Consider the following 19,173-nt stretch of genomic DNA (forward strand, 5'->3'; position numbering starts at 1 on the left):
GGGCATCGACCGGGAACTGGGGCGGCTCGCCCACGCCCCTCGAGCGGCCGCTGGCAGATGAGTGCGACGACGAGTGTGGTGGATCCGGTGCACCTGGTGAATCAGATCCACCGCACTTCGGGCTTCGGCAGCGACCCAGGCATCTGCATCGACGAGATGGAGCGCCCACCCTCATCGCACCGCGGCGAACCCCGTCTCCACCCGGTCGGTCAACGATCCCCCCGATCGCAGCCACACGGTGACTGCGGCGCGGAAGACTGCTATGCCCACCGCGGCCAGCGTCTCCGCCTCCGCCTCGCCGCGCTCGGCGAGCGCCCCGGCGAGCGCGTGCTCCCAGGAGGCGAAGGTGTCGAAGAGGCGTCCACGCAGCACCGGCGACGACGCGGCGGCACGCTGCCGCAGCACCACCCGGTCGCGGTCGTCGGTGAAGCCCGCAGCGAGGACGCCGACGGCGGCCTGGACCACGGCCAAACCGGTGCCGGGTGCGGACTCGACGACCTCGCGCAGCTCGGCCTGCCGCTCCTCGCGGCCCATGTCGAGCACCTCGTCCTTGGTCGCGAAGTAGCGGAAGAACGTCCGGGCGGCGACACCCGCGTCGGCCGCGATCGACTCGACCGACGTGGCGTCGTACCCGTCGACCGCGAAGCGACGCAGCGCGGCGTCCTCGAGGGCGCGTCGGGTCGTGAGCTTGTTCTGCTCGCGCCGGCCGGTCTCAGTCACCGGCGAGCGCCACCCGCAGCTCGGCGCTCGCCTCGGGGCGGGCCCCGGGACGGCCGCTGCGCAGCTCGACGCGCGACAGGGTCCCGGTGAAGGTGAACGGCGGCGCATAGTCCTTGCTGACGGCGATGCCGCGGTCCCGGCCGACGAGCATGCCGGCGCCGGAGGACCCGAGGTTGGGGAAGAACAGCAGGCCGGGGAGCGGCCCCTCCGCCACGTCGGTGCCGTCGACGGCGAGCACGAGACGCGGCTCGCGACCCGGCACGTAGCGCACGCTGAGCACGTGCTCGCCGACCGGCACCGGGTCCGGCGCCGCCAGCCGTGTGGTCCGGTCGAGCATCGCGACGGTCGCGACGAGCCGCCCGTCGAGGAGGTACGCCGCCCAGCCGCCGTGCCGGTCACCGGTGGCCGTGATGATCCCCTCGGCACCGCCGGGTGGCACCTCGACGTACGCCGTGAGCTCGAAGCCGCCCATCAGCGACGGCAGCTGGCTCTCCTGGACCGGTCCACCGCCGGGCGCGTAGGTGCCGGAGGTCGGTGGGGGGAACTCACCGGGGTGCATGTGGGCCATCGAGCCCGGGAACTCGAAGAGCGGCAGCACCTGGTTGCGTCCAGCCTCCGCCCACCAGAGCTCCTCGAGGCGGCGCACCCGGTCGGGCTGCTCGTCGGCCAGGTCGCGCGACTCCGAGAAGTCCTCGGCGATGTGGAAGAGCGACCAGCGGTCGGTGTCGTGGTCGAAGCTGCCGACGATGTGCGAGCGCTCGTCGAACTGGTTCGCCACGTGGTCGGTCACCGCCATCCAGCCGTCCTCGTAGATCGCCCGGGAGCCGAACATCTCGAAGTACTGCACGAGCCGGTGCTCGGCCGCGGCGGGCTCCTCGAAGCTCGGGATCAGCGACGTGCCGTCGACCGGTTGCTGGGTCACGCCGTCGACGGTCTCGGGCGCGGTGATGCCGGCCGCATCGAGCACGGTCGCGTAGAGGTCGACGGCATGCACGAACTGCTGGCGTACGTCGCCGGGCGCGGCGAGCCGGTTCCCCCACCTCACCACGAGCGGGGTGCGGACCCCGCCGAGCCAGGCGTAGCGCTTCCAGAGCCGCAACGGAGCGTTGCCCGCCCACGCCCAGCCGTAGGGGTAGTGGTTGTAGGCGTCGTGGGTGCCGATCTCGTCGATCCGGGCGATCGACTCCTCGACGTCCTCGCCCATGCCGAGCCAGCCGGCGGCCTCGTTGAGCGTGCCCGTCGTACCGCCCTCGGCGCTGGCGCCGTTGTCGGAGAGCACCATCACGATGGTGTCCTCGGCGATGCCCCGCTCCTCCAGGTCGGCGAAGAGCCGGCCGAGGTGGTGGTCGGTGTGCGTGACGAAGCCGGCGAAGACCTCCATGTAGCGGGCGAAGAGCCGGCGCTGGTCCGCCGGCAGCGCCTCCCAGTCGGGGATCCACGACGGCCGCTCGGGCAGCACCGTGTCGGCCGGGATGATGCCCTCGGCGACCTGCCGGTCGAAGGCCCGCTGCCGCCAGGCCTCCCACCCGTCGTCGAACTGGCCGACGTACGGCGTCACCCACTCCTCGGCGACCTGGTGCGGTGCGTGGGCCGCCCCGGGGGCGAAGTAGAGGAAGAACGGCTTGCGCGACTCGGCCTGCTGCTGGTCCTGGACCATCCGGATCGCCTGGTCCACCAGGTCCTCGGTGAGGTGGTAGCCCTCCTCCGGGGTGTACGGCGGCTCGATGTGCGTGTTGTCGCGCACCAGCTCGGGCGCCCACTGGCTGGTCTCGGCGCCGAGGAAGCCGTAGTAGCGCTCGAAGCCCTGGCCGAGCGGCCAGCGGTCGAACGGCCCGGCGGCGGAGTACTCGTTCTTCGGCGCCAGGTGCCACTTGCCGACCGCGAGGGTGTTGTAGCCGTTGTCCCGCAGGACCCGGGCCAGGTTGGCGGCCGACTTCGGGATCCGGCCGGTGTAGCCGGGGAAGCCGAGCGCCGCCTCCTGGGTGACACCCATGCCGACCGCGTGGTGGTTGCGGCCGGTGAGCAGGGCGGCCCGGGTCGCCGAGCACACCGAGGTCACGTGGAACCGGTTGTAGCGCAGGCCGTCGGCGGCGAGCCGGTCGATGTTCGGGGTGGCGATGGCGGAGCCGAAGCACCCCAGCTGGGCGAACCCGATGTCGTCGAGGACCACCATCACGACGTTCGGCGCGTCCGCGCCCGGTCGGGGGTACGGCACGAAGCGGGACTCGGAGGTCTCGACACGGGAGGTGATCCGCTGGGTCTGCATAGCGGCATAATGTCACTCGACTGACACTTTCGTCAGCAGGTGGTGTACGGCAGGATGCGGGCATGACGATCGAGTGGGTGGCGTCCCGAGACGCCGACGTGACCTATCCCGCCGCCCCCTGGGCCATGGTCGGTCAGCTGTGGCTGTCGATCTTCAAGCTGGGTGAGCAGGTCGAGGGCGCCGACGAGAGCAACGGGGCCAGCGGCGTACGCCCGGCCGGCGTGTACGGCGCGGCGTTCGTCTCCTACGAGGTCGGCAGCCCGCTGACCTACTCCGAGCTGCTGGTGGCTCGGCTGGTCGACACGGGCGACCACGGGAAGTGCGTGTCGATCACCGACATCTGGGTCGACTCCCCCGCTTCCGTCGCCGGCGGCCGCGAGCTGTGGGCGATCCCCAAGGGCCTGTGCGACTTCGACCTCGAGACCAGCCACCGCGGCCCGCTCTCGTCGACCAGCTGGTCGGCCTCGCTCGAGCGGCGTCCGATCGCGAGCGCCTCCTTCACCGACGTCTCGAAGGCGATGGTGCGGATCCCGTTCAAGGGCACGACCTGGCAGCCCGGCATCGACGACACCGACGGCGAGGAGCGCACCGCCGTGCTGCAGGGCTCGTCGAAGGCGCTGCCCTGCCGGGGACGCTGGGACTTCGCCGCCGACGGCCCGCTCGGCTGGATGCGCGGCGCCCGCCAGCTCGCGTCCTTCCGGCAGGCGGACTTCCGGATGTCCTTCGGCTGAGCCACCTCGAGCCGATGCCGCGCCGGATCGAACCCAGCGAGGACGTCGTACGACGCCTGGGTGAGCTCGCCGGGCCGCTGCCCGAAGCCCGCCAGGAAGAGGCCTGGACCGGCGTCCGCTGGCGGATCCGGACGACGACCTTCGCCCACGTGATGGTCGCGCAGGAGGGCTACGAGTCGGCGTACTTCGACATCACCGGGGTGCGCGAGCCGACGACCGTGCTCACCTTCCGGGCGACCGGGGACGAGCTGCTCGCGCTGACCCACGCCGGGCCGCCGTTCTACAAGCCGCCGTGGTCGCCCACCATCGTCGGGATGGTGCTCGACGACGACACCGACTGGACCGAGGTGGCCGAGCTGGTCACCGAGAGCTACCGCTGCTGCGCACCGCAGAAGCTCGCGCGTCTCGTCTAGCCCTCGTCGGTCGCGCGGCTACTCGATCCAGCGCGTGCTTCTCAGCCCTCGCGAGCTCGGGCTGAGCGCCCTAGTCACACCCGACCCCGTCACCGTCAGCGTCCAGGTCGTAGACGTCGATGCCGACGACGCGCACCGGGCCGCTCACATAGGCCGGACCGTCGCCGCTGCCACCGGCGCAGTCGACGTCACTCGCGAACGGCACGCACCGGCCGGCGTAGTTGGAGTCGCAGACCTTCGCCGTCCCGGGCGCGCTGACCCGGGTGCCGACGAGGGTGATCCGCGGGGCCGGCCGGCGCACCAGGACGGTCCGCACCACGTGCCGCGTGGACCTGCCGTTCTTCGTCGTGACCCGGATGACCCGCACCCGGACGCCGGGGTGGCCGGGCCGGACCACCTTGCGCACCCCGATCTCGAGACGGGAGCTCCGGCGGCTCTGGTGCCCGAAGGGGATCCGCTGCCGTTTGTGGACGGTGCGGTGGGTGGTGACGGCTTTGCCCGTGCCGCCCTGGGTGTACTTCGCGCCCTTCGTCTTCGCAGACGCGCGCGAGGACGCCTTGCTGTGGTGCGCGACCGGATCGAGGGCGTCGGTGCACCCGGCGAACGTCAGGGATACGAGCGCCACGACCACCACGAGAAGGAGGGCGCGAGGGTGGGGGTCCCGCATGCGGCGAACGTAGTCCCGCCGGAGGTCGACGAGGAGCAAATCGGCGATCGGACCAGACCACTGGGCCGATCAGTCGTCGTCGGCGTCCGGCTCGATGACCCCGTGATCGGCGACACCGTGCTCCTCGGACGCCTTGCGGGCGGAGTCGCGGATCTCGAAGACCTCGGTCGCGAAGCCACCGATCGCCGATGCGACGTCACGGACGGCGCCGGTCACGATGGTCGCGACCTGGCCGACCATCGACGCGCCGGCCTCGACCGTCCCCTGCACGGCGTCCTTGCGGATCTCCGACTTGCTCAGGTGGTCGCTCATGCGCACCAGTGTCGCCCGAGGTCGGGCGGCACGGAAGGGTCCGCTGCGTCACACCACCAGCGTCACACCAGCTGGGCGCGCAGCTGGTGCTTGAGGATCTTGCCCGACGCGTTGCGCGGGATCGACGTGACGACGAGGTCGTGCGGGATCTTGTAGTCCGCGATCAGCGGTCGGCAGTGGTCGCGCAGCTCGTCGAGGGTCAGCGAGGCTCCGTCGGCCAGCGTCACCACCGCGACGATGCTCTCCCCGAAGTCGGGGTGCGGCCGGGCGACCACCGCGGCGTCGACGACGTCGGGATGGCCGGCGAGCACGTTCTCGACCTCGATCGAGTACACGTTGCGGCCGCCCGTGATGATCATGTCCTTGAGGCGGTCGACCAGGGTCATGTAGCCGTCGGCGTCGAGCCGCGCGATGTCGCCGGTGCGCAACCAGCCGTCGTGGAAGGCGGCCTCGGTCGCGTCGGGGTTGTTCCAGTAGCCCTTCATCACCGTCTCGCTGCGCAGCAGCAGCTCACCGGTGCCGCCGGGTGCGACGTCCTCGAAGTCCTCGTCGACGACCCGCGCCTCGGTGAAGACGACGCCCTGGCGTCCGCTCGCGTCCGGGCGCTCGAGCACCTGCTCGTGGGTCGAGTAGATCCCGGACGGCCCGGCCTCGGTCTGGCCGCAGAGCTGCATGAAGGCGACCCCTGGCCAGGTGCCGACCATCTGCTCGATCGCGTGCGCCGGCATCGGTGCGGCCCCGAACAGGCCGGTCCGCCAGGCCGAGAGGTCGCGGTCCGCCGCGCCCGGGACCCGCATCATCAGCTGGAACATGGTCGGCACGCCGAAGAACATCGTGACCCGCTCGCGCTCCATCACCTCGAGCACGGCTGCCGGGTCGAACGACGGGAGCACCACGTGCTTGACCCCGATCACCGTGCCCGGCACGAGCATGATCGCGAGCTCGGCCGCGTGGTAGAGCGGCGCGACGTGGAGGAACCGGTCACCGGCCCGCATGCCCAGCGACGGCACGAGCGACATCGCGACGAGCATCGACCGTCGGTGGTCGAAGAGCGCGCCCTTCGGCTTGCCGGTGGTGCCCGACGTGTAGAGGATCAGCGCGTCGTCGGTCTCCAGCACGTCGGCGTCGTCGGCGTACGGCGTCGCTGCGGCGGCCGCGGCAGCCAGGTCCTCCAGCGACATCGACGGGGTCCCGTCCGGCACGCGGTCGAGCAGCGGACCCGCGACCAGCAGGACCGTCGCCCCGGAGTCGGCCATCAGGTGCGCGACCTCCGGCGGTGCCGAGGCCGGGTTGACCGGCACGAACACCGCGCCGAGCCGCTGGACGGCGTAGAAGGCGAGCACGAAGAGATCCGAGTTGCCCGACATCAGGCAGACCCGGTCCCCCTGCGCGACGCCGCTGGCCCGCAGGGCGGCGGCGTAGCGGTCGACCTCGGCGTCGAGCTCGCGGTAGGTCAGCGACCGGTCACCGAACAGCAGGGCCTCGGCGTCGGGGACCCGGTGGGCGGTCGAGCGGAGGCTTCCGGCGATCGTGGGCATGTCGGCTCCCTCAGAGCATGAAGCCGCCGCCGCAGACGAGGGTCTGCGCGCTGACGTAGTCGGACTCGGGGATGCAGAGCAGGTAGACCGAGCCGGCCGCCTCCTCGGGAGTGCCGGCGCGCCCGAGCGGGATGCCGGCCTCGGCGGCCGCGAGCAGCTGAGGGTTGACGCCCACCTTGATCTGGCGGCCTTCGACGTCGATCGTGCCGTCGCTGTCGGCCGCCACCGCGGTCAGGCGGGTGGTGATCATGCCGAACGCGACGGTGTTGACGGTGACGTTGTAGCGACCCCACTCCTTGGCGAGCGTCTTGGTGAGGCCCGTGACGCCGGCCTTGGCCGCCGCGTAGTTCACCTGGCCGGCGTTGCCGCCGAGACCGGCGACCGAGGCGATGTTGACGACCTTGCGGCACGGCACCGGCTCACCCGCCTCGCGTGCCGCCTTCACGGCCGCCGAGATGACCGGCTGCGCGGCGCGCAGGATCCGGAACGGCGCCTTCAGGTGCACGTCGAGGATCGCGTCCCACTGCTCGTCGGTCATCTTCTGGATGACGGTGTCCCAGGTGTAGCCCGCGTTGTTGACGATGATGTCGAGGCCGCCGAAGGCGTCCACGGCGGTGCCGACGAACCGCTCGGCGAAGCCGTCCTCGGTCACGCTGCCGGCGCAGACGACGGCCTCGCCGCCCGCTGCCTCGATGGCGGCGACGGTCTCCTTGGCCGGCGCCTCGTCGAGGTCGTTGACCACGACCCGCGCGCCGTCGCCGGCGAGCTTGAGCGCGATCTCACGTCCGATGCCGCGACCGGACCCCGAGACGATCGCGACCTTGCCGTCGAGCTTTCCCATGACTGTGACTCCTTGGTGTGTGGCGCAGAGCTGGTGGAAGGGGTTCAGGCGAGCGCGACGGTCGCGGTGCCGGTGAGGGTGAGGGTGCCGTCGTCGAGCGTGACGGCCAGGTCGAGCGTGGCGACGTCGTCCGCGACGCCCCGGACGTGGGCCGTGCAGGTCGGCCGGGCGTGCAGCGGCGTGATCGCGACGAACCGGGTGGTCAGCGTCCGGAGCTGGTGCTGCGGCACCGCCTCGGTCACGCACCGCGCGAGGTAGGCCATCGACAGCATCCCCTGGGCGAAGACGTCGTCGAGGCCTGCCGACCGTGCCACGTCGAGGTCGATGTGGATCGGGTTGTGGTCGCCTGAGGCGCCCGCGAACAGGGCGAGCGTCGTCCGGGAGATGGGCTCGCAGACGAGCGGGGCAGGAGCGATCACGCTCTGTGCATTCACGGCAGGCTCCTCACGACGAGCACGGACCCGAGCCGGGCGACGACGGCACCCGACTCGTCGACGACCTCGGTCTCCTTGGTGACGAGCTCCATCGCCCCACCCTTCTTGCTGACGACGTCGACGATCCGCGGCCGCAGGGTCAGCCGGTCGCCGGCGCAGGCCGGCGCGAGGTACTCGAACGTCTGCTCCCCGTGGAGCACGCCGCGCAGGTCGACGCCGATGGCGGTGAGGAAGCCGAACGGGTCCGGGTTCTGCAGCTCCAGGCTGAAGAAGTACGTCGGGGGCACGGGCAGGTCCCGGTAGCCCGCCGTCCGGGCAGCCGCTACGTCGACGTACTCCTTGCGGGTCTCGCCGGTCGCCTGGGCGAAGAAGCGCAACGCACCGCGCTCCACCTCGACCTCCAGCGGGTCGAGCTCGAGGGCGAGCGCCGCGTCACGGTCGATCGCCATCTCAGGAGACCTTCTCGTAGAGCGTGACGACGGCCGCGCCGCCGAGACCGATGTTGTGCTGCAGGGCGAGCCGGGCACCCTCGACCTGACGTGCCTCGGCCTGGCCGCGCAGCTGCCACACGAGCTCGGCGCACTGGGCCAGGCCGGTGGCTCCGAGCGGGTGGCCCTTGGAGAGCAGCCCGCCGGACGGGTTGGTCACCACGCGCCCGCCGTAGGTGTTGTCGCCCTCGAGGATGAACTTCTCCGCCGTGCCCTCGGGGGTCAGGCCGAGTGCCTCGTAGGACAGCAGCTCGTTGGTGGTGAAGCAGTCGTGCAGCTCGACGACCGGGATGTCGGTCGGGTCGACGCCGGCGGCCTCGTAGACCTGGCGTGCGGCGCTGGCGGCCATGTCGTAGCCGACCAGCTTGCGCATGTCGCCCTCGTCGAACGAGCTCGAGCCGTCGGTCGTCATCGCCTGCGCGGCGATCGCGACCGAGGCGTCCAGCCCGTGCCGCTTCGCGAACTCCTCCGACACGATCAGTGCCGCGGCGGCACCGCAGGTGGGCGGGCAGCACTGCAGGCGGGTGAGCGGGCCGTAGACGGTCGGCGAGGCCAGCACCTCCTCGACCGTGACCGGCTCGCGGAAGACGGCGTAGGGGTTGTTGGCCGCGTGCGAGCGGGCCTTCACCGAGATCCGGGCGAGCGTCTCGGGCTGGAGGCCGTACTCCTCGGCGTACCGCACGCCGGCACCGCCGAAGTACTGCGCGGCGAACGGCGCCTCGCTGGCGCCCTGCACGGCGTCCTTGACGGCGTCGAACCGGTCGAACGGGCTCGGTCGGTCCGACCACTGCAGGGCGAGCGCACCGCGCTGCATCTGCTCGAAGCCGAAGGCGAGCACGCAGTCGGCGGCACCGCTCTCGACGGCCTGGCGCGCGAGGAAGAGCGCACTCGACCCGGTCGAGCAGTTGTTGGTGACGTTGACCAGAGGGATCCCGGTCATGCCGACGCGGTAGGCGACGCCCTGGCCGCAGGTCGAGTCGCCGTAGACGTAACCGGCGTAGGCCTGCTGGACGTGCTCGTAGCCGATCCCCGCGTCGCCGAGGGCGGCGCGGATCGCGGCCTCCCCCATCACGTCGTACGGCTCGGCGTTGCGGGGAGTGGCGAACGGGACCATCCCGACACCGGCGACACGGGCACGACTGCGGGCGCGACTCATCGCGCCACCTCCTGGTAGGTCAGGCGCTTCGCGAGAAGCGCGTGGAAGCTGCTGATGAGTGGTTCGTTGCCCGGCAGGACCCGGACCCGTTCGAGGGCTCCGGAGCGCATGCCGCGGTGCATGCCCTCGCAGACGGCGTTGTCCTCCTCGCCGACCTGCATGAGGAGGTCGGTGACCTGGCGCTCGTACTCCGGCGTCGCGTCGGGCGCGACGAGGACGACCGTGCGGGCACCGGTGGTGTCGGCGTCGACCGGCCAGTACCAGGTCAGCTCGACGGCGCCGGCTCCCGGATAGAGGTTGACGGTGGCGCCCGGGAACAGCAGGTACCAGTGGCTGTCGGTCAGCGGGCCGTCCGTGGCCAGCAGCTCCTGCTGGCGGCCACCCTCGGCGACGGAGCGCACCGGGGCGGTCGAGATCAGCATGTCGCCGACGGGCTCCGCGGCGTAGCGGTAGTCGACGACGTCGAAGACCGTGGAGAAGTCCTTGTGCACCCAGGAGCAGTGGTAGCACTCGAGGTAGTTCTCGACGACGATCTTCCAGTTCGCGGCGATGCTCCAGTCGACGACCTCACCGGACTGCCGCATCGTCGCGAGGTCGAGGCCGGCCGCAGCGAGCGTGGCGTCCATCAGGGCGAGCTCGGCCAGCGGCGGTTCGGCGTCCGCGTCGAGGTTGACCAGGACGAACGGCCCCCACTCGACGACGGCGTACTCCGGCAGCCGGATCGACGCGGGGTCGAAGTCCTCCTCGACCGAGGACCGTGGGGCGCCCTTGAGACGGCCGTCCAGACCGTAGGTCCACGCGTGGTTGGGACAGCTCAACGCCATCGCCGGTCCGCAGCCCGAGCTGAGAATCATGCCGCGGTGCCGGCAGACGTTGGACAGCGCGTGCAGCGTGCCCTCGCGATCGCGGGTCACCACCACGGGCACCCCGGCGAGGTCGACGCTCAGGTAGCTCTTCGGTGTCGCGACGTCCGCGGTCAGGCCGGCCACCACCCAGCTCGTGCGCCACACGGAGGCCAGCTCGTCCGCGAGCACCGCCGGGTCGCTGTAGGCCCGCGCCGGCGGCGCGAGCACGGGGTCGGTGACCGGTGGTCCGGTCTCGGTCTGGGCCGTCATCGCAGGGTCCTCTCGATCTCTTGACCTGCTTAACGTAGAACTTCTATGGTGACCGCACAAGACATTCGGAAAGATTCATCGGAGGTTCCCATGGGGAGCAGTGACCCGTACGCATCGGCTCGTGAGCACGGCCTGATGATCGGCACGCCGCCGACGCTCGAGGGTCGGGTCACGCGGAGCAACTGGTTCTACGCGCCGTACAACCGCTGGGCCTTCTCGAACGCCACCCTCCTCGTGCCGACGGCCGAGGTGTCTCGTGGCGACGGACCGGTGCGCGCACTCCCCGAGCGACTGGCCCCGGCCGACGAGGTGGAGGCCCTGACGGTCGTCGACCACGCCGGCACCGAGCGGACCGTCGCCGAGATGCTGCAACGCACCTGGTCGGACGCGCTGGTCGTGCTCAAGGACGGCGAGGTCGTCTACGAGCGCTACGACAACGACCTCCGGGCCGACCAGCTGCACCTGCTCGCGTCGGTGACCAAGTCGTTCACCGGACTGCTCACCCTGATCGCGATCGACGAGGGAAGGCTCGACCCGGACCGGCTCGCGATCGACTACGTGCCCGAGCTCGCCGCGGGCGTGTTCGGTGACACCACGGTCCAGCAGGTGCTGGACATGACCGTCGCAGCCGAGTGGGACGAGCTCGACTGGCTGGCCCACGAGGCCGGGCCGGACCAGGTCGACTCGATGTTCCTGCGGTTCCTGCGGCACAGCGGCACCTGGGTCGACTCGATGCACGAGACCGACAAGGGCCTGCTGGAGTTCGCCGCGACGCTGCAGAAGTCCGGCGAGCACGGCGAGACGTTCATGTACCTCACGCCGGCGACCGACATCCTCGGCTGGCTGCTCGCCCGCGTCTACGACAAGCCGTACGTCGAGCTCCTGGCCGAGCGGATCTGGTCGCGCATCGGAGCGGAGCACTCCGGCCGGATGCTGCTCGACCCGATCGGCGGACCGGTCGCCAGCGGTGGCCTCAACGTGACCGCCCGTGACCTGGCGCGGTTCGGCCAGATGATCCTCGACAACGGCCGGGTCGGCGACGACCAGGTCGTGCCCGAGTCCCTGGTCCGGACGCTGCGCGACGGTGGCAGCACCGAGGCGTTCGCGCGCTGCCCCGACGTGGCACACATGGAGGGCTGGAGCTACCGCGCCCAGTGGTGGGTGACGCCCGAGGGCCACCCGACCGCGTGGGGCGTCTGCGGCCAGATCCTGTGGGTCGACCACGAGGCCGGCATCGTGCTCGCCCGCCTGGCCTCCGCGCCCGACACCGTCGACTCCAGCCGCGATGTCGACGAGACCGCCCTCTGCGAGGCGGTCATGGCGCACTTCAAGGACTGACGCCGTCGCGCGCCCCGGTTCGCCGGGCCGGCGTCACGCCGGCTCGGTGAACGCCCGGAAGATCGCGACCGTCGCGGCGGCCAGCACGGACTCACCCTGCTCGTCCGAACCGACGGCGCCGCTGTGCTCCTGGATGCGGAAGCCGTCGTGCAGCGCCGAGATGGCGCTCATCATGTCGTCGATCTGCCAGGGCTCACGCACCTTCAGCGTCCCGGCCATGAGCAGCGCCTGGTAGATCGGCCGGGCCGACTTCGCCTGGTCGCGGTAGCTCTTGCGCAGCGCCTCCCCCACACGGGGCAGCTTGCTGTAGGGCACGAACAGCAACGAGAGGTCGTACGTCTCCGTGGTCCGCGCGATCCGGTAGGCCATGATCGCGAGCTCGGCCAGCACGTCGTCGATCGGTCCCCCGCCGGCGATCAGCTCCAGGGTGCGGGCGGCGAGCCGGTCCTCGGCCGGCAGCGGCTCCTCGGTGAGGACGTGCACCATCAGGTCGGCCTGGAAGGCCGCCTGCGACGACCAGAACTGGTAGATGGCCCCGGTCGTGATCGCTCCGCGGTCCTCGCCCTCCCCCCGCTCGATCTCGGTGGCGACGCGCGCCACGTCGGTGAGGCGGATGTGCGCGAGCGCCCGGGACGCCGCGTCCTCGTCGGCCTCGCGCAGCCGGTCGACCGCGAGCCGGGTCCCCGCGCGCAGCATCAGGTCGCGCGTCGCCTCCGCGCTACGGCGCGAGCGCCGAGGTCGCGACACGGCCGTCGATTTCGTCGAACCGCTTGACACACCGTCTCCTACCGTAGACATTCTACGAACAAGGAATTCATTGTACGCAGATCACTCGGACGCCTGCGACAACTCTCCCATGACGAGCCGATCGAGGTAGGGAACGTGCACACGAGCATTCGGAGGATCCTGACCAGCGGCCTGGCCGTCAGCGCCCTCTGCCTGGCGACCGCGTGCGGCGGCTCGTCGAGCAGCGACGGTGGCCCTTCGAGCGGACCCGACGACAGCGGGACGCCGGTCGCCGGGGGCAGCCTGACCGTCGCGATCCCCGACACCATCGACGGCTGGAACCCCGACTCGGCCGTGCAGATCTCGACCTACCAGCTGATCCGCGAGGTCGAGGCTCCCCTGCTGGAGCTCACCCCGGACGGCCAGGACATCGCCCCCGGCCTCGCCTCCGCCTGGAAGTACAACGCTGCCGGCACCCAGCTCACCCTGACCCTCCAGCCCGGCGCTGCCTTCAGCACCGGCGACCCGGTCACCCCGGCCGACGTGGTCTTCTCCGTCAATCAGTGGATGTCGGGCGCGCAGTACGGCGCGCTCTACTCCAACTTCATCAAGAGCGCCGCGCCCAAGGGCGACGACAAGGTCGTCATCACGCTGACCGCCCCCTCCTCCGCGCTGCTCGGGGTGCTCACCTGGAGCAACTCGGCCATCGTCCCGGCGGACTTCGGCGGCCAGTCGGCAGCGGAGTTCTACAAGAAGCCCATCGGCGCCGGCCCGTTCGCGATCGACAGCGCGACCGACGACGAGATCTCGCTCGTGCGCAACGAGCACTTCTACGCCGAAGGTCAGCCCTACCTGGACTCGCTGACCTACGAGGTCGTCGCGGACACCAGCCAGCGCCTGCTCCAGGTGCAGAGCGGTGACGCCGGGATGGCGGACCGGGTGCCGACCGACAACCTCTCGGCCGCCGACGCGTCGTCCTCGGTCGTGAGCGTGCCCTCCTCGTCGATGAGCCTGATCTCCTTCGCCCAGACCGCCGGCGCACCGATGTCGGACCCCCACTTCCGCAAGGCGGTCTCGCTCGCGATCGACCGGTCCGCGCTCGTCGACTCCGTCTACGAGAAGAAGGCCAGCGTCGCGGAGGGCCTCCTGCCGCCGAACGTGCCCGGGGACGAGGGCTGCCCCACCTGCGCGTGGGACGAGTCCGACGTCGACGCCGCCAAGGCCGAGCTGGCCCAGGCCGACGGTGGCGACCAGACCGTGGAGCTCCTCGTCGACTCCGCCCGCGGCATCGACCTGCTCGCCGCCCAGGCGATCCAGCCGATGCTGAAGGCGGTCGGCATCGACGTCCAGATCAAGCAGGTCGACTCGGCCACCCTGCTCACCCGGGTCGCCGGCGGCGACTACCAGATGGTGATCGCCAACTACACCGCCCAGGCACCGACCCCGGTCGACCCGCTGTCGTTCGTCGCGGCCACCGGCTACTTCTTCACCGGCGCCGACCCGAACGTCGCCCTCGGCGCCCTGGTCGCTGTGTCGTCCGCGAAGGACCTCGCGGGCCAGGCCGAAGCGGTCGCGGCGTTCGAGAAGCAGAACTACGATGCGGCAACGGTCGTGCCGCTCGTGTCGCCGTACACGTCCTCGGTGCTCGGACCCGAGACCCACGGCCTCGAGCTCCTGCCGTCCGGTCTGTACAACGCCGCTGGCCTGTGGGTCAGCGAGTAGGAGGCGACATGACGGCGAGCGGGGGGCGCTATGCCTTCGTCGGGCGACGGCTGCTGCAGACCGTGCCGCTCCTGCTCGCCGTCACGTTGCTCGTCTTCCTGATCACCAAGGTCTCTCCCGGCAACCCGGCCCGGACCATCCTCGGCCCCAAGGCCACCGACGAGCAGGTCGCGCAGCTGAGCCACCAGCTCGGCTACGACCGCAGCGTGCTCGGGCAGTACTTCTCCTTCCTGGGGCGGCTGCTGCACGGCGACCTCGGGACGTCGGCGCGCACGGGCGACTCGGTCGGCTCGGTGATCGGGACCCACCTGGCCCCGACCGTCTGGCTGGTCGCCGCGACGCTGCTGCTGACGGTCGTGGCCGCCGTGCCGCTGGCCTGGACGGCCGCCACCCACCGCGACGGCTGGCTCGACCACCTGCTGCGGACGTCGAGCATCGTGGTGCTCTACCTCCCGACCTTCTGGGTCGGGCTCGTGCTGATCCGGTTCGTCGCGCTGCCGACCGGCTGGTTCCCGGTCTCCGGCTTCGGCGAGACCACGGCCGACCATCTCCGCTCGGTCGTCCTGCCCGCGGTCTCGCTCGCACTAGCCCTTGCGCCGGTGGTCGCGCGCAGCCTGCGCACGAGCATGGTCGACGTGCTCGAGTCCGACTACGTGATGGCTGCCCGGGCGACCGGGGTGAGCGGCTGGCGGCTCTTCCGCTGGTGCATCCTGCGCAACTCGATGTCGCCCGCGGTGAGCCTGCTCGCCGTCCAGGTCGGCTTCCTCCTCTTCGGGGTCGTCGTCCTCGAGGTCACCTTCGACATCCACGGCCTCGGCTCCGAGCTCGTGACCGCCTCCGTGGGCAAGGACCTGCTCGTGACCCAGGGGATCACCCTCGTCTTCGCCATCGCCGTCGTGGCGGTCAACCTGGTCGCCGACCTGCTCCTGGTCGCGATCGACCCTCGGGTGACGGCGTCGTGAGCGCGGCCGTGAGCGCCAACCTCGACGCGGACCGGCAGACCCGCCGCTCCCGACCGCGCGGCCGGGCCAAGCTGGTCGCCGGCGCGATCATCGTCGGCCTCTTCGTCCTGGCCGGGATCTTCGCGCCCCTGGTCGCGCCGCACGACCCGCTGGAGCAGGACCTCCTCAACCGGCTGGCCGACCCGAGCGCCGCCCACCTGATCGGCACCGACGCCCTCGGTCGCGACACGCTCTCCCGGATCATCTTCGCGATCCGGGTCGACCTCCGCGTCGGCATCCTCTGCGCGCTGCTGCCGATGCTGCTCGGCACCGTCATCGGCGCGCTCGCCGGGTTCTACGGCGGGTTCGCCGACACCGTGGTCACCCGGCTGATCGACCTGGTCCAGTCCTTCCCGGTGCTGGTGTTCTTCCTGGCCCTGCTCGGTGCGATGGGCATGGCCCGTCCGTTCCTGTTCCTCGGCCCGGGTGAGCTGCCGGTGATCATCGTCTTCGTCTGCGTCGGGTGGATCGTCTACGCCCGGCTGATCCGCGGCGAGATCCTGCGCGTGCGGGAGCTGGAGTACGTCCAGGCCGCTCGCGCGGGCGGCCTGTCGGACCGTCGGGTGCTGGTGCGGCACGTGCTCCCCAACGTCCTGAACCAGACGTTGGTCTACGTCGTCCTCGACGTCGGCCTGGCGATCCTGGCGCTCGCGACGCTGTCCTTCCTGGGGCTCGGCATCCCGGCCCCCACCCCGGAGTGGGGCGCGATGGTGGCGGAGAACCGTGCCCGGTTCGCCGACCAGTGGTGGCTGGTCGTGGCGCCCGGTCTGGCCCTGAGCGTGCTCGGTGTCGGCCTCGCCCTGGTCGGCGACGGTCTCGACGACATGCTGAAGCAGTCATGAGCGCGTTGCTGGAGGTGACCGGGCTCGCCGTCGAGATCGGTCAGGGTCGCGACGCACGTCGGGTCGTCGACGGTGTCGACCTGCGCGTCGACGCCGGCGAGTGCCTCGGCGTGGTCGGCGAGTCCGGGTCGGGCAAGAGCCTCACCATGCGCGCCGTGATCGGCCTGCTCCCCCGGTCGGCCCGGGTCGCCGCCGGAGACCTGAGGTTCGTCGGGGCGGACGGCGAGCTCGCGGCGTACGACGCCGCGGACCTGCGCGGGCACGGCATCGCGATGGTCTTCCAGGAGCCGATGACCGCGCTCAACCCGACTCGTCGGGTCGGCGACCAGATCGCCGACGGGGTGATCGCCGGGCGGCGCGAGCGCTCGAGCCGCAAGCAGGCGCGCGAGATCGCGATCGGGCTGATGACCGAGGTCGGCATCCCCGACCCCGCGACGCGTGCGCGGGCCTACCCGCACGAGCTGTCCGGCGGCCTGCGCCAGCGGGTGATGATCGCGATGGCCCTGTCGGGCAACCCGCGGCTCCTGATCTGCGACGAGCCGACCACCGCCCTCGACGTCACCGTCCAGGACCAGATCCTCGGTCTGCTCGACCGGCTCCGCGTCGACCGCCGGCTCGGGCTGCTCTTCGTCACCCACGACCTGGGCGTCATCGCCCAGGTCTCGCAGCGGATCGCCGTGATGTACGACGGTCGGATCGTCGAGCACGGCCGGACCGCCGAGGTGCTCGCCGACCCGCAGCACCCCTACACCGCGTCGCTTCGCGCTGCCGCCGCGGCGATCGAGGGCGACCGCTCCGACGCTCCCAGCTCCCCGGCGGAGGTGCCGTGATGCTCGAGATCGAGGACCTGCACGTCCACTACAAGGTCGGTCGCGGTCGCCACGTGCACGCCGTCAACGGCGTCTCACTCAGCCTCGCGGCGGGCGAGTCGCTCGGCGTCGTCGGCGAGTCCGGCTGCGGCAAGAGCACCCTCGCGAAGGCCGTGACCGGGCTGGTCCCGATCACGTCCGGGCGGATCGCGCTCGACGGGGTCACCCTGGACCCGTCGCGGGACCGCTCGGCCACTCGTCGCGTGCAGATGGTCTTCCAGGACCCGACCGCGTCGCTCAACCCGCGGCTGCGGGTCGGCACGATGCTGCGCGAGCTGATCACCGTGCACGGGCTGCACGAGGGCTCCGACGCCGACCGGCGTGCGGGCGAGCTGATGGAGCTGGTCGGCCTGCCGAGGGACGCCCTGTCCCGGCGGCCGCGCGAGTTCTCCGGCGGTCAGCGCCAGCGGATCGGGATCGCGCGGGCCCTCGCGGTCGAGCCGGACGTGCTCATCGCCGACGAGGCGGTCAGCGCGCTCGACGTCTCGACGCAGGCGGTGGTGATCGACCTCCTGGACCGGCTGCGCACCGACCTCGGACTGGCCCTGGTCTTCATCTCCCACGACCTCGGCGTCGTGCGCGCCGTCTGCGACCGGGTCGCCGTGATGTACCTCGGCAGCGTCGTCGAGCAGGGCGCCACCGAGGCGCTCTACGCCGACCCGCGTCATCCCTACACGCGCGCACTGCTCGACGCGGTCCCGCGCATCGACGTCGTACGCCGACCGGGCTCGGCTCGCCTGCCCGGCGAGCCGCCGAGCCCTCTGGACCCGCCGGCGGGGTGCGCGTTCCACCCTCGCTGCCCGATCGCGGTCGACGTGTGCGCGACCACCGTGCCCACCCCCGTGGAGCACGGCGGCCGCACCGCGTCCTGCCACGTCGCCGAGCTGCAGCTCGGGGTCTAGGCAGCGACGAGGCCCGCGTCCCGCGACGGCTCGGTCGTCGACGCCTTGCGCGACGGCAGCGCCATCCGGCAGATCTTCCTGGCCACGCTGCCGAGCTGCCTGCCGAGCGGTCCGGTGTTGTAGTCGAGCCCGTAGCGCTGGCAGATCTCGCGCACCTCGGCGGCGATCTCCGGGTAGCGCCGGGCCGGCAGGTCCGGGAAGAGGTGGTGCTCGATCTGGTGCGACAGGTTGCCAGTCATCAGGTGGAAGAGCTTGCCGCCGGTGATGTTGGCGGAGCCGAGCAGCTGGCGGTAGTACCAGTGACCGCGCGACTCGTCCTCGCACTCCTCCTGGCTGAACGTCGCGACGCCGGCCGGGAAGTGCCCGCAGAAGATGATGTTGAAGGCCCAGATGTTGCGCACCAGGTTGGCGGTCGCGTTGCCCGCGAGCGTGAGCGGGAAGAGCGGGCCGGTGAGCGCCGGGAAGAGCACGTAGTCCTTGAGCGCCTGGCGCTTCACCTTCCGCATGATCCCGGCGTGCAGAGCCTTGTTGTCCGACATCTTCCGACGCCCGGCCACGATGTTCTCGACCTCGAGGTCGTGCATCGCGACGCCCCACTCGAAGAAGGTCATGAGCAGCAGCGCGTAGACCGGGTTGCCGAGGTAGTAGGGGTGCCACGGCTGGTCCTCGTCCATCCGGAGGATGCCGTAGCCGATGTCGCGGTCCTTGCCGAGGATGTTGGTGTAGGTGTGGTGGATGTAGTTGTGGCTGTACTTCCACTGCTCGCTCGGGCACACGTTGTCCCACTCGTACATCCGCGAGCTGAGGGCGGGGTCGCCCATCCAGTCGTACTGCCCGTGCATGACGTTGTGGCCGATCTCCATGTTGTCGAGGATCTTGGAGACCGACAGCGCGGCGACCGCGAGCGGCCAGGCCGGCGGCAGGTAGAAGAGCGCGCGGCCGGCGACCTCGAACTGGTTCTTCGTCCTCACGACCTTGCGGATGTACGCCGCGTCCTCCTCGCCGAGGTCGTCGAGGATGCGCCGGCGGATGGCGTCCATCTCCTCGCCGAACTGCTGGAGCTGGTCGTCGGTCAGGGTGGTGGTGTTCATG

Annotated in this window: 20 protein-coding genes; 8 read left to right on the forward strand and 12 right to left on the reverse strand. The window is 71.2% G+C overall.

Annotation, left to right across the window (positions count from 1 at the left end; genetic code table 11):
- Window positions 1–171 precede the first annotated feature (171 nt).
- Together ABLE68_RS01125 and ABLE68_RS01130 are read right to left on the reverse strand one after the other, a co-directional pair.
- On the reverse strand, window positions 172–720 hold the full coding sequence (locus tag ABLE68_RS01125) for a TetR family transcriptional regulator (protein WP_348869222.1): 549 nt from the start codon (window positions 718–720) through the stop codon (window positions 172–174).
- Window positions 713–2,986, reverse strand: coding sequence for a sulfatase-like hydrolase/transferase (locus tag ABLE68_RS01130; protein WP_348869223.1), 2,274 nt, complete (start codon window positions 2,984–2,986; stop codon window positions 713–715). Before ABLE68_RS01130 ends, ABLE68_RS01125 begins: the two co-directional genes overlap by 8 nt.
- A gap of 62 nt (window positions 2,987–3,048) precedes the next feature.
- Here ABLE68_RS01130 and ABLE68_RS01135 point away from each other — a divergent pair, with 62 nt between their 5' ends.
- Both ABLE68_RS01135 and ABLE68_RS01140 read left to right on the forward strand, forming a co-directional pair.
- The gene (locus ABLE68_RS01135) at window positions 3,049–3,717 is read left to right on the forward strand and encodes an acetoacetate decarboxylase family protein (RefSeq protein ID WP_348869224.1); all 669 of its coding nucleotides are present in this window, start codon (window positions 3,049–3,051) and stop codon (window positions 3,715–3,717) included.
- A gap of 14 nt (window positions 3,718–3,731) precedes the next feature.
- On the forward strand, window positions 3,732–4,130 hold the full coding sequence (locus tag ABLE68_RS01140; protein ID WP_348869225.1) for an MmcQ/YjbR family DNA-binding protein: 399 nt from the start codon (window positions 3,732–3,734) through the stop codon (window positions 4,128–4,130).
- 70 nt (window positions 4,131–4,200) lie between these two features.
- Here the strand turns inward: ABLE68_RS01140 and ABLE68_RS01145 are convergent, their stop codons facing one another.
- The 8 genes from ABLE68_RS01145 to ABLE68_RS01180 all read right to left on the reverse strand — a co-directional run bounded on the left by ABLE68_RS01145 (window position 4,201) and on the right by ABLE68_RS01180 (window position 10,681).
- Window positions 4,201–4,797, reverse strand: coding sequence for a G5 domain-containing protein (locus ABLE68_RS01145; protein WP_348869226.1), 597 nt, complete (start codon window positions 4,795–4,797; stop codon window positions 4,201–4,203).
- A gap of 69 nt (window positions 4,798–4,866) precedes the next feature.
- A complete protein-coding gene (locus tag ABLE68_RS01150) occupies window positions 4,867–5,109 on the reverse strand; it encodes a hypothetical protein (RefSeq protein ID WP_348869227.1) in 243 nt (80 codons plus the stop codon).
- A gap of 62 nt (window positions 5,110–5,171) precedes the next feature.
- Window positions 5,172–6,647, reverse strand: a complete 1,476-nt coding sequence (locus tag ABLE68_RS01155; RefSeq protein ID WP_348869228.1) for a class I adenylate-forming enzyme family protein — start codon at window positions 6,645–6,647, stop codon at window positions 5,172–5,174.
- Between the two features lie 10 nt (window positions 6,648–6,657).
- Window positions 6,658–7,488 carry an SDR family NAD(P)-dependent oxidoreductase gene (locus ABLE68_RS01160; protein ID WP_348869229.1) on the reverse strand — a complete coding sequence of 277 codons (831 nt, stop codon included), beginning with the start codon at window positions 7,486–7,488 and terminating at the stop codon, window positions 6,658–6,660.
- A gap of 44 nt (window positions 7,489–7,532) precedes the next feature.
- Complete coding sequence (locus tag ABLE68_RS01165; protein WP_348869230.1) at window positions 7,533–7,922, reverse strand: MaoC/PaaZ C-terminal domain-containing protein; 390 nt, start codon at window positions 7,920–7,922, stop codon at window positions 7,533–7,535.
- Entirely contained in the window at window positions 7,919–8,371 is a 453-nt protein-coding gene (locus tag ABLE68_RS01170; RefSeq protein WP_348869231.1) for a MaoC family dehydratase N-terminal domain-containing protein, read from the reverse strand. Before ABLE68_RS01170 ends, ABLE68_RS01165 begins: the two co-directional genes overlap by 4 nt.
- A gap of 1 nt (window position 8,372) precedes the next feature.
- A complete protein-coding gene (locus ABLE68_RS01175) occupies window positions 8,373–9,566 on the reverse strand; it encodes a lipid-transfer protein (RefSeq protein WP_348869232.1) in 1,194 nt (397 codons plus the stop codon).
- A complete protein-coding gene (locus ABLE68_RS01180) occupies window positions 9,563–10,681 on the reverse strand; it encodes an aromatic ring-hydroxylating oxygenase subunit alpha (protein ID WP_348869233.1) in 1,119 nt (372 codons plus the stop codon). The genes ABLE68_RS01175 and ABLE68_RS01180 overlap by 4 nt, the downstream gene beginning before the upstream one ends.
- A gap of 90 nt (window positions 10,682–10,771) precedes the next feature.
- On the opposite strand from ABLE68_RS01180, the gene ABLE68_RS01185 reads away from it, so the two are divergent.
- A complete protein-coding gene (locus ABLE68_RS01185) occupies window positions 10,772–12,019 on the forward strand; it encodes a serine hydrolase domain-containing protein (RefSeq protein ID WP_348869234.1) in 1,248 nt (415 codons plus the stop codon).
- A 33-nt stretch (window positions 12,020–12,052) separates the two neighbouring features.
- Here the strand turns inward: ABLE68_RS01185 and ABLE68_RS01190 are convergent, their stop codons facing one another.
- The gene (locus ABLE68_RS01190; protein WP_348869235.1) at window positions 12,053–12,766 is read right to left on the reverse strand and encodes a hypothetical protein; all 714 of its coding nucleotides are present in this window, start codon (window positions 12,764–12,766) and stop codon (window positions 12,053–12,055) included.
- A 135-nt stretch (window positions 12,767–12,901) separates the two neighbouring features.
- Between ABLE68_RS01190 and ABLE68_RS01195 the strand changes: the two genes are divergently transcribed.
- The 5 genes from ABLE68_RS01195 to ABLE68_RS01215 are packed head-to-tail and all read left to right on the forward strand — an operon-like array spanning window position 12,902 to window position 18,081.
- Complete coding sequence (locus ABLE68_RS01195) at window positions 12,902–14,467, forward strand: ABC transporter substrate-binding protein (protein WP_348869236.1); 1,566 nt, start codon at window positions 12,902–12,904, stop codon at window positions 14,465–14,467.
- A gap of 8 nt (window positions 14,468–14,475) precedes the next feature.
- Complete coding sequence (locus tag ABLE68_RS01200) at window positions 14,476–15,429, forward strand: ABC transporter permease (RefSeq protein ID WP_348869238.1); 954 nt, start codon at window positions 14,476–14,478, stop codon at window positions 15,427–15,429.
- Window positions 15,426–16,310, forward strand: a complete 885-nt coding sequence (locus ABLE68_RS01205; protein ID WP_348869239.1) for an ABC transporter permease — start codon at window positions 15,426–15,428, stop codon at window positions 16,308–16,310. The genes ABLE68_RS01200 and ABLE68_RS01205 overlap by 4 nt, the downstream gene beginning before the upstream one ends.
- A complete protein-coding gene (locus ABLE68_RS01210; RefSeq protein ID WP_348869240.1) occupies window positions 16,307–17,140 on the forward strand; it encodes an ABC transporter ATP-binding protein in 834 nt (277 codons plus the stop codon). The genes ABLE68_RS01205 and ABLE68_RS01210 overlap by 4 nt, the downstream gene beginning before the upstream one ends.
- Entirely contained in the window at window positions 17,140–18,081 is a 942-nt protein-coding gene (locus ABLE68_RS01215; RefSeq protein WP_348869241.1) for an ABC transporter ATP-binding protein, read from the forward strand. Before ABLE68_RS01210 ends, ABLE68_RS01215 begins: the two co-directional genes overlap by 1 nt.
- Here the strand turns inward: ABLE68_RS01215 and ABLE68_RS01220 are convergent.
- Window positions 18,078–19,172, reverse strand: coding sequence for a fatty acid desaturase family protein (locus ABLE68_RS01220; RefSeq protein ID WP_348869242.1), 1,095 nt, complete (start codon window positions 19,170–19,172; stop codon window positions 18,078–18,080). The two genes, ABLE68_RS01215 and ABLE68_RS01220, sit on opposite strands and share 4 nt — an antisense overlap.
- Window position 19,173 lies beyond the last annotated feature (1 nt).

The sequence above is a fragment of the Nocardioides pollutisoli genome (assembly GCF_040045055.1).
GTDB lineage: Bacteria > Actinomycetota > Actinomycetes > Propionibacteriales > Nocardioidaceae > Nocardioides > Nocardioides tweenelious.

Excerpts from the sequence above, each read along its gene's own strand:
- ABLE68_RS01155 (WP_348869228.1), bottom strand. The coding sequence starts at position 6,647 with ATGCCCACGATCGCCGGAAGCCTCCGCTCGACCGCCCACCGGGTCCCC.
- ABLE68_RS01140 (WP_348869225.1), top strand. The coding sequence starts at position 3,732 with ATGCCGCGCCGGATCGAACCCAGCGAGGACGTCGTACGACGCCTGGGT.
- ABLE68_RS01220 (WP_348869242.1), bottom strand. The coding sequence starts at position 19,172 with ATGAACACCACCACCCTGACCGACGACCAGCTCCAGCAGTTCGGCGAG.
- ABLE68_RS01135 (WP_348869224.1), top strand. The coding sequence starts at position 3,049 with ATGACGATCGAGTGGGTGGCGTCCCGAGACGCCGACGTGACCTATCCC.
- ABLE68_RS01200 (WP_348869238.1), top strand. The coding sequence starts at position 14,476 with ATGACGGCGAGCGGGGGGCGCTATGCCTTCGTCGGGCGACGGCTGCTG.
- ABLE68_RS01170 (WP_348869231.1), bottom strand. The coding sequence starts at position 8,371 with ATGGCGATCGACCGTGACGCGGCGCTCGCCCTCGAGCTCGACCCGCTG.
- ABLE68_RS01150 (WP_348869227.1), bottom strand. The coding sequence starts at position 5,109 with ATGAGCGACCACCTGAGCAAGTCGGAGATCCGCAAGGACGCCGTGCAG.
- ABLE68_RS01175 (WP_348869232.1), bottom strand. The coding sequence starts at position 9,566 with ATGAGTCGCGCCCGCAGTCGTGCCCGTGTCGCCGGTGTCGGGATGGTC.
- ABLE68_RS01210 (WP_348869240.1), top strand. The coding sequence starts at position 16,307 with ATGAGCGCGTTGCTGGAGGTGACCGGGCTCGCCGTCGAGATCGGTCAG.
- ABLE68_RS01145 (WP_348869226.1), bottom strand. The coding sequence starts at position 4,797 with ATGCGGGACCCCCACCCTCGCGCCCTCCTTCTCGTGGTGGTCGTGGCG.
- ABLE68_RS01180 (WP_348869233.1), bottom strand. The coding sequence starts at position 10,681 with ATGACGGCCCAGACCGAGACCGGACCACCGGTCACCGACCCCGTGCTC.
- ABLE68_RS01130 (WP_348869223.1), bottom strand. The coding sequence starts at position 2,986 with ATGCAGACCCAGCGGATCACCTCCCGTGTCGAGACCTCCGAGTCCCGC.
- ABLE68_RS01160 (WP_348869229.1), bottom strand. The coding sequence starts at position 7,488 with ATGGGAAAGCTCGACGGCAAGGTCGCGATCGTCTCGGGGTCCGGTCGC.
- ABLE68_RS01215 (WP_348869241.1), top strand. The coding sequence starts at position 17,140 with ATGCTCGAGATCGAGGACCTGCACGTCCACTACAAGGTCGGTCGCGGT.
- ABLE68_RS01185 (WP_348869234.1), top strand. The coding sequence starts at position 10,772 with ATGGGGAGCAGTGACCCGTACGCATCGGCTCGTGAGCACGGCCTGATG.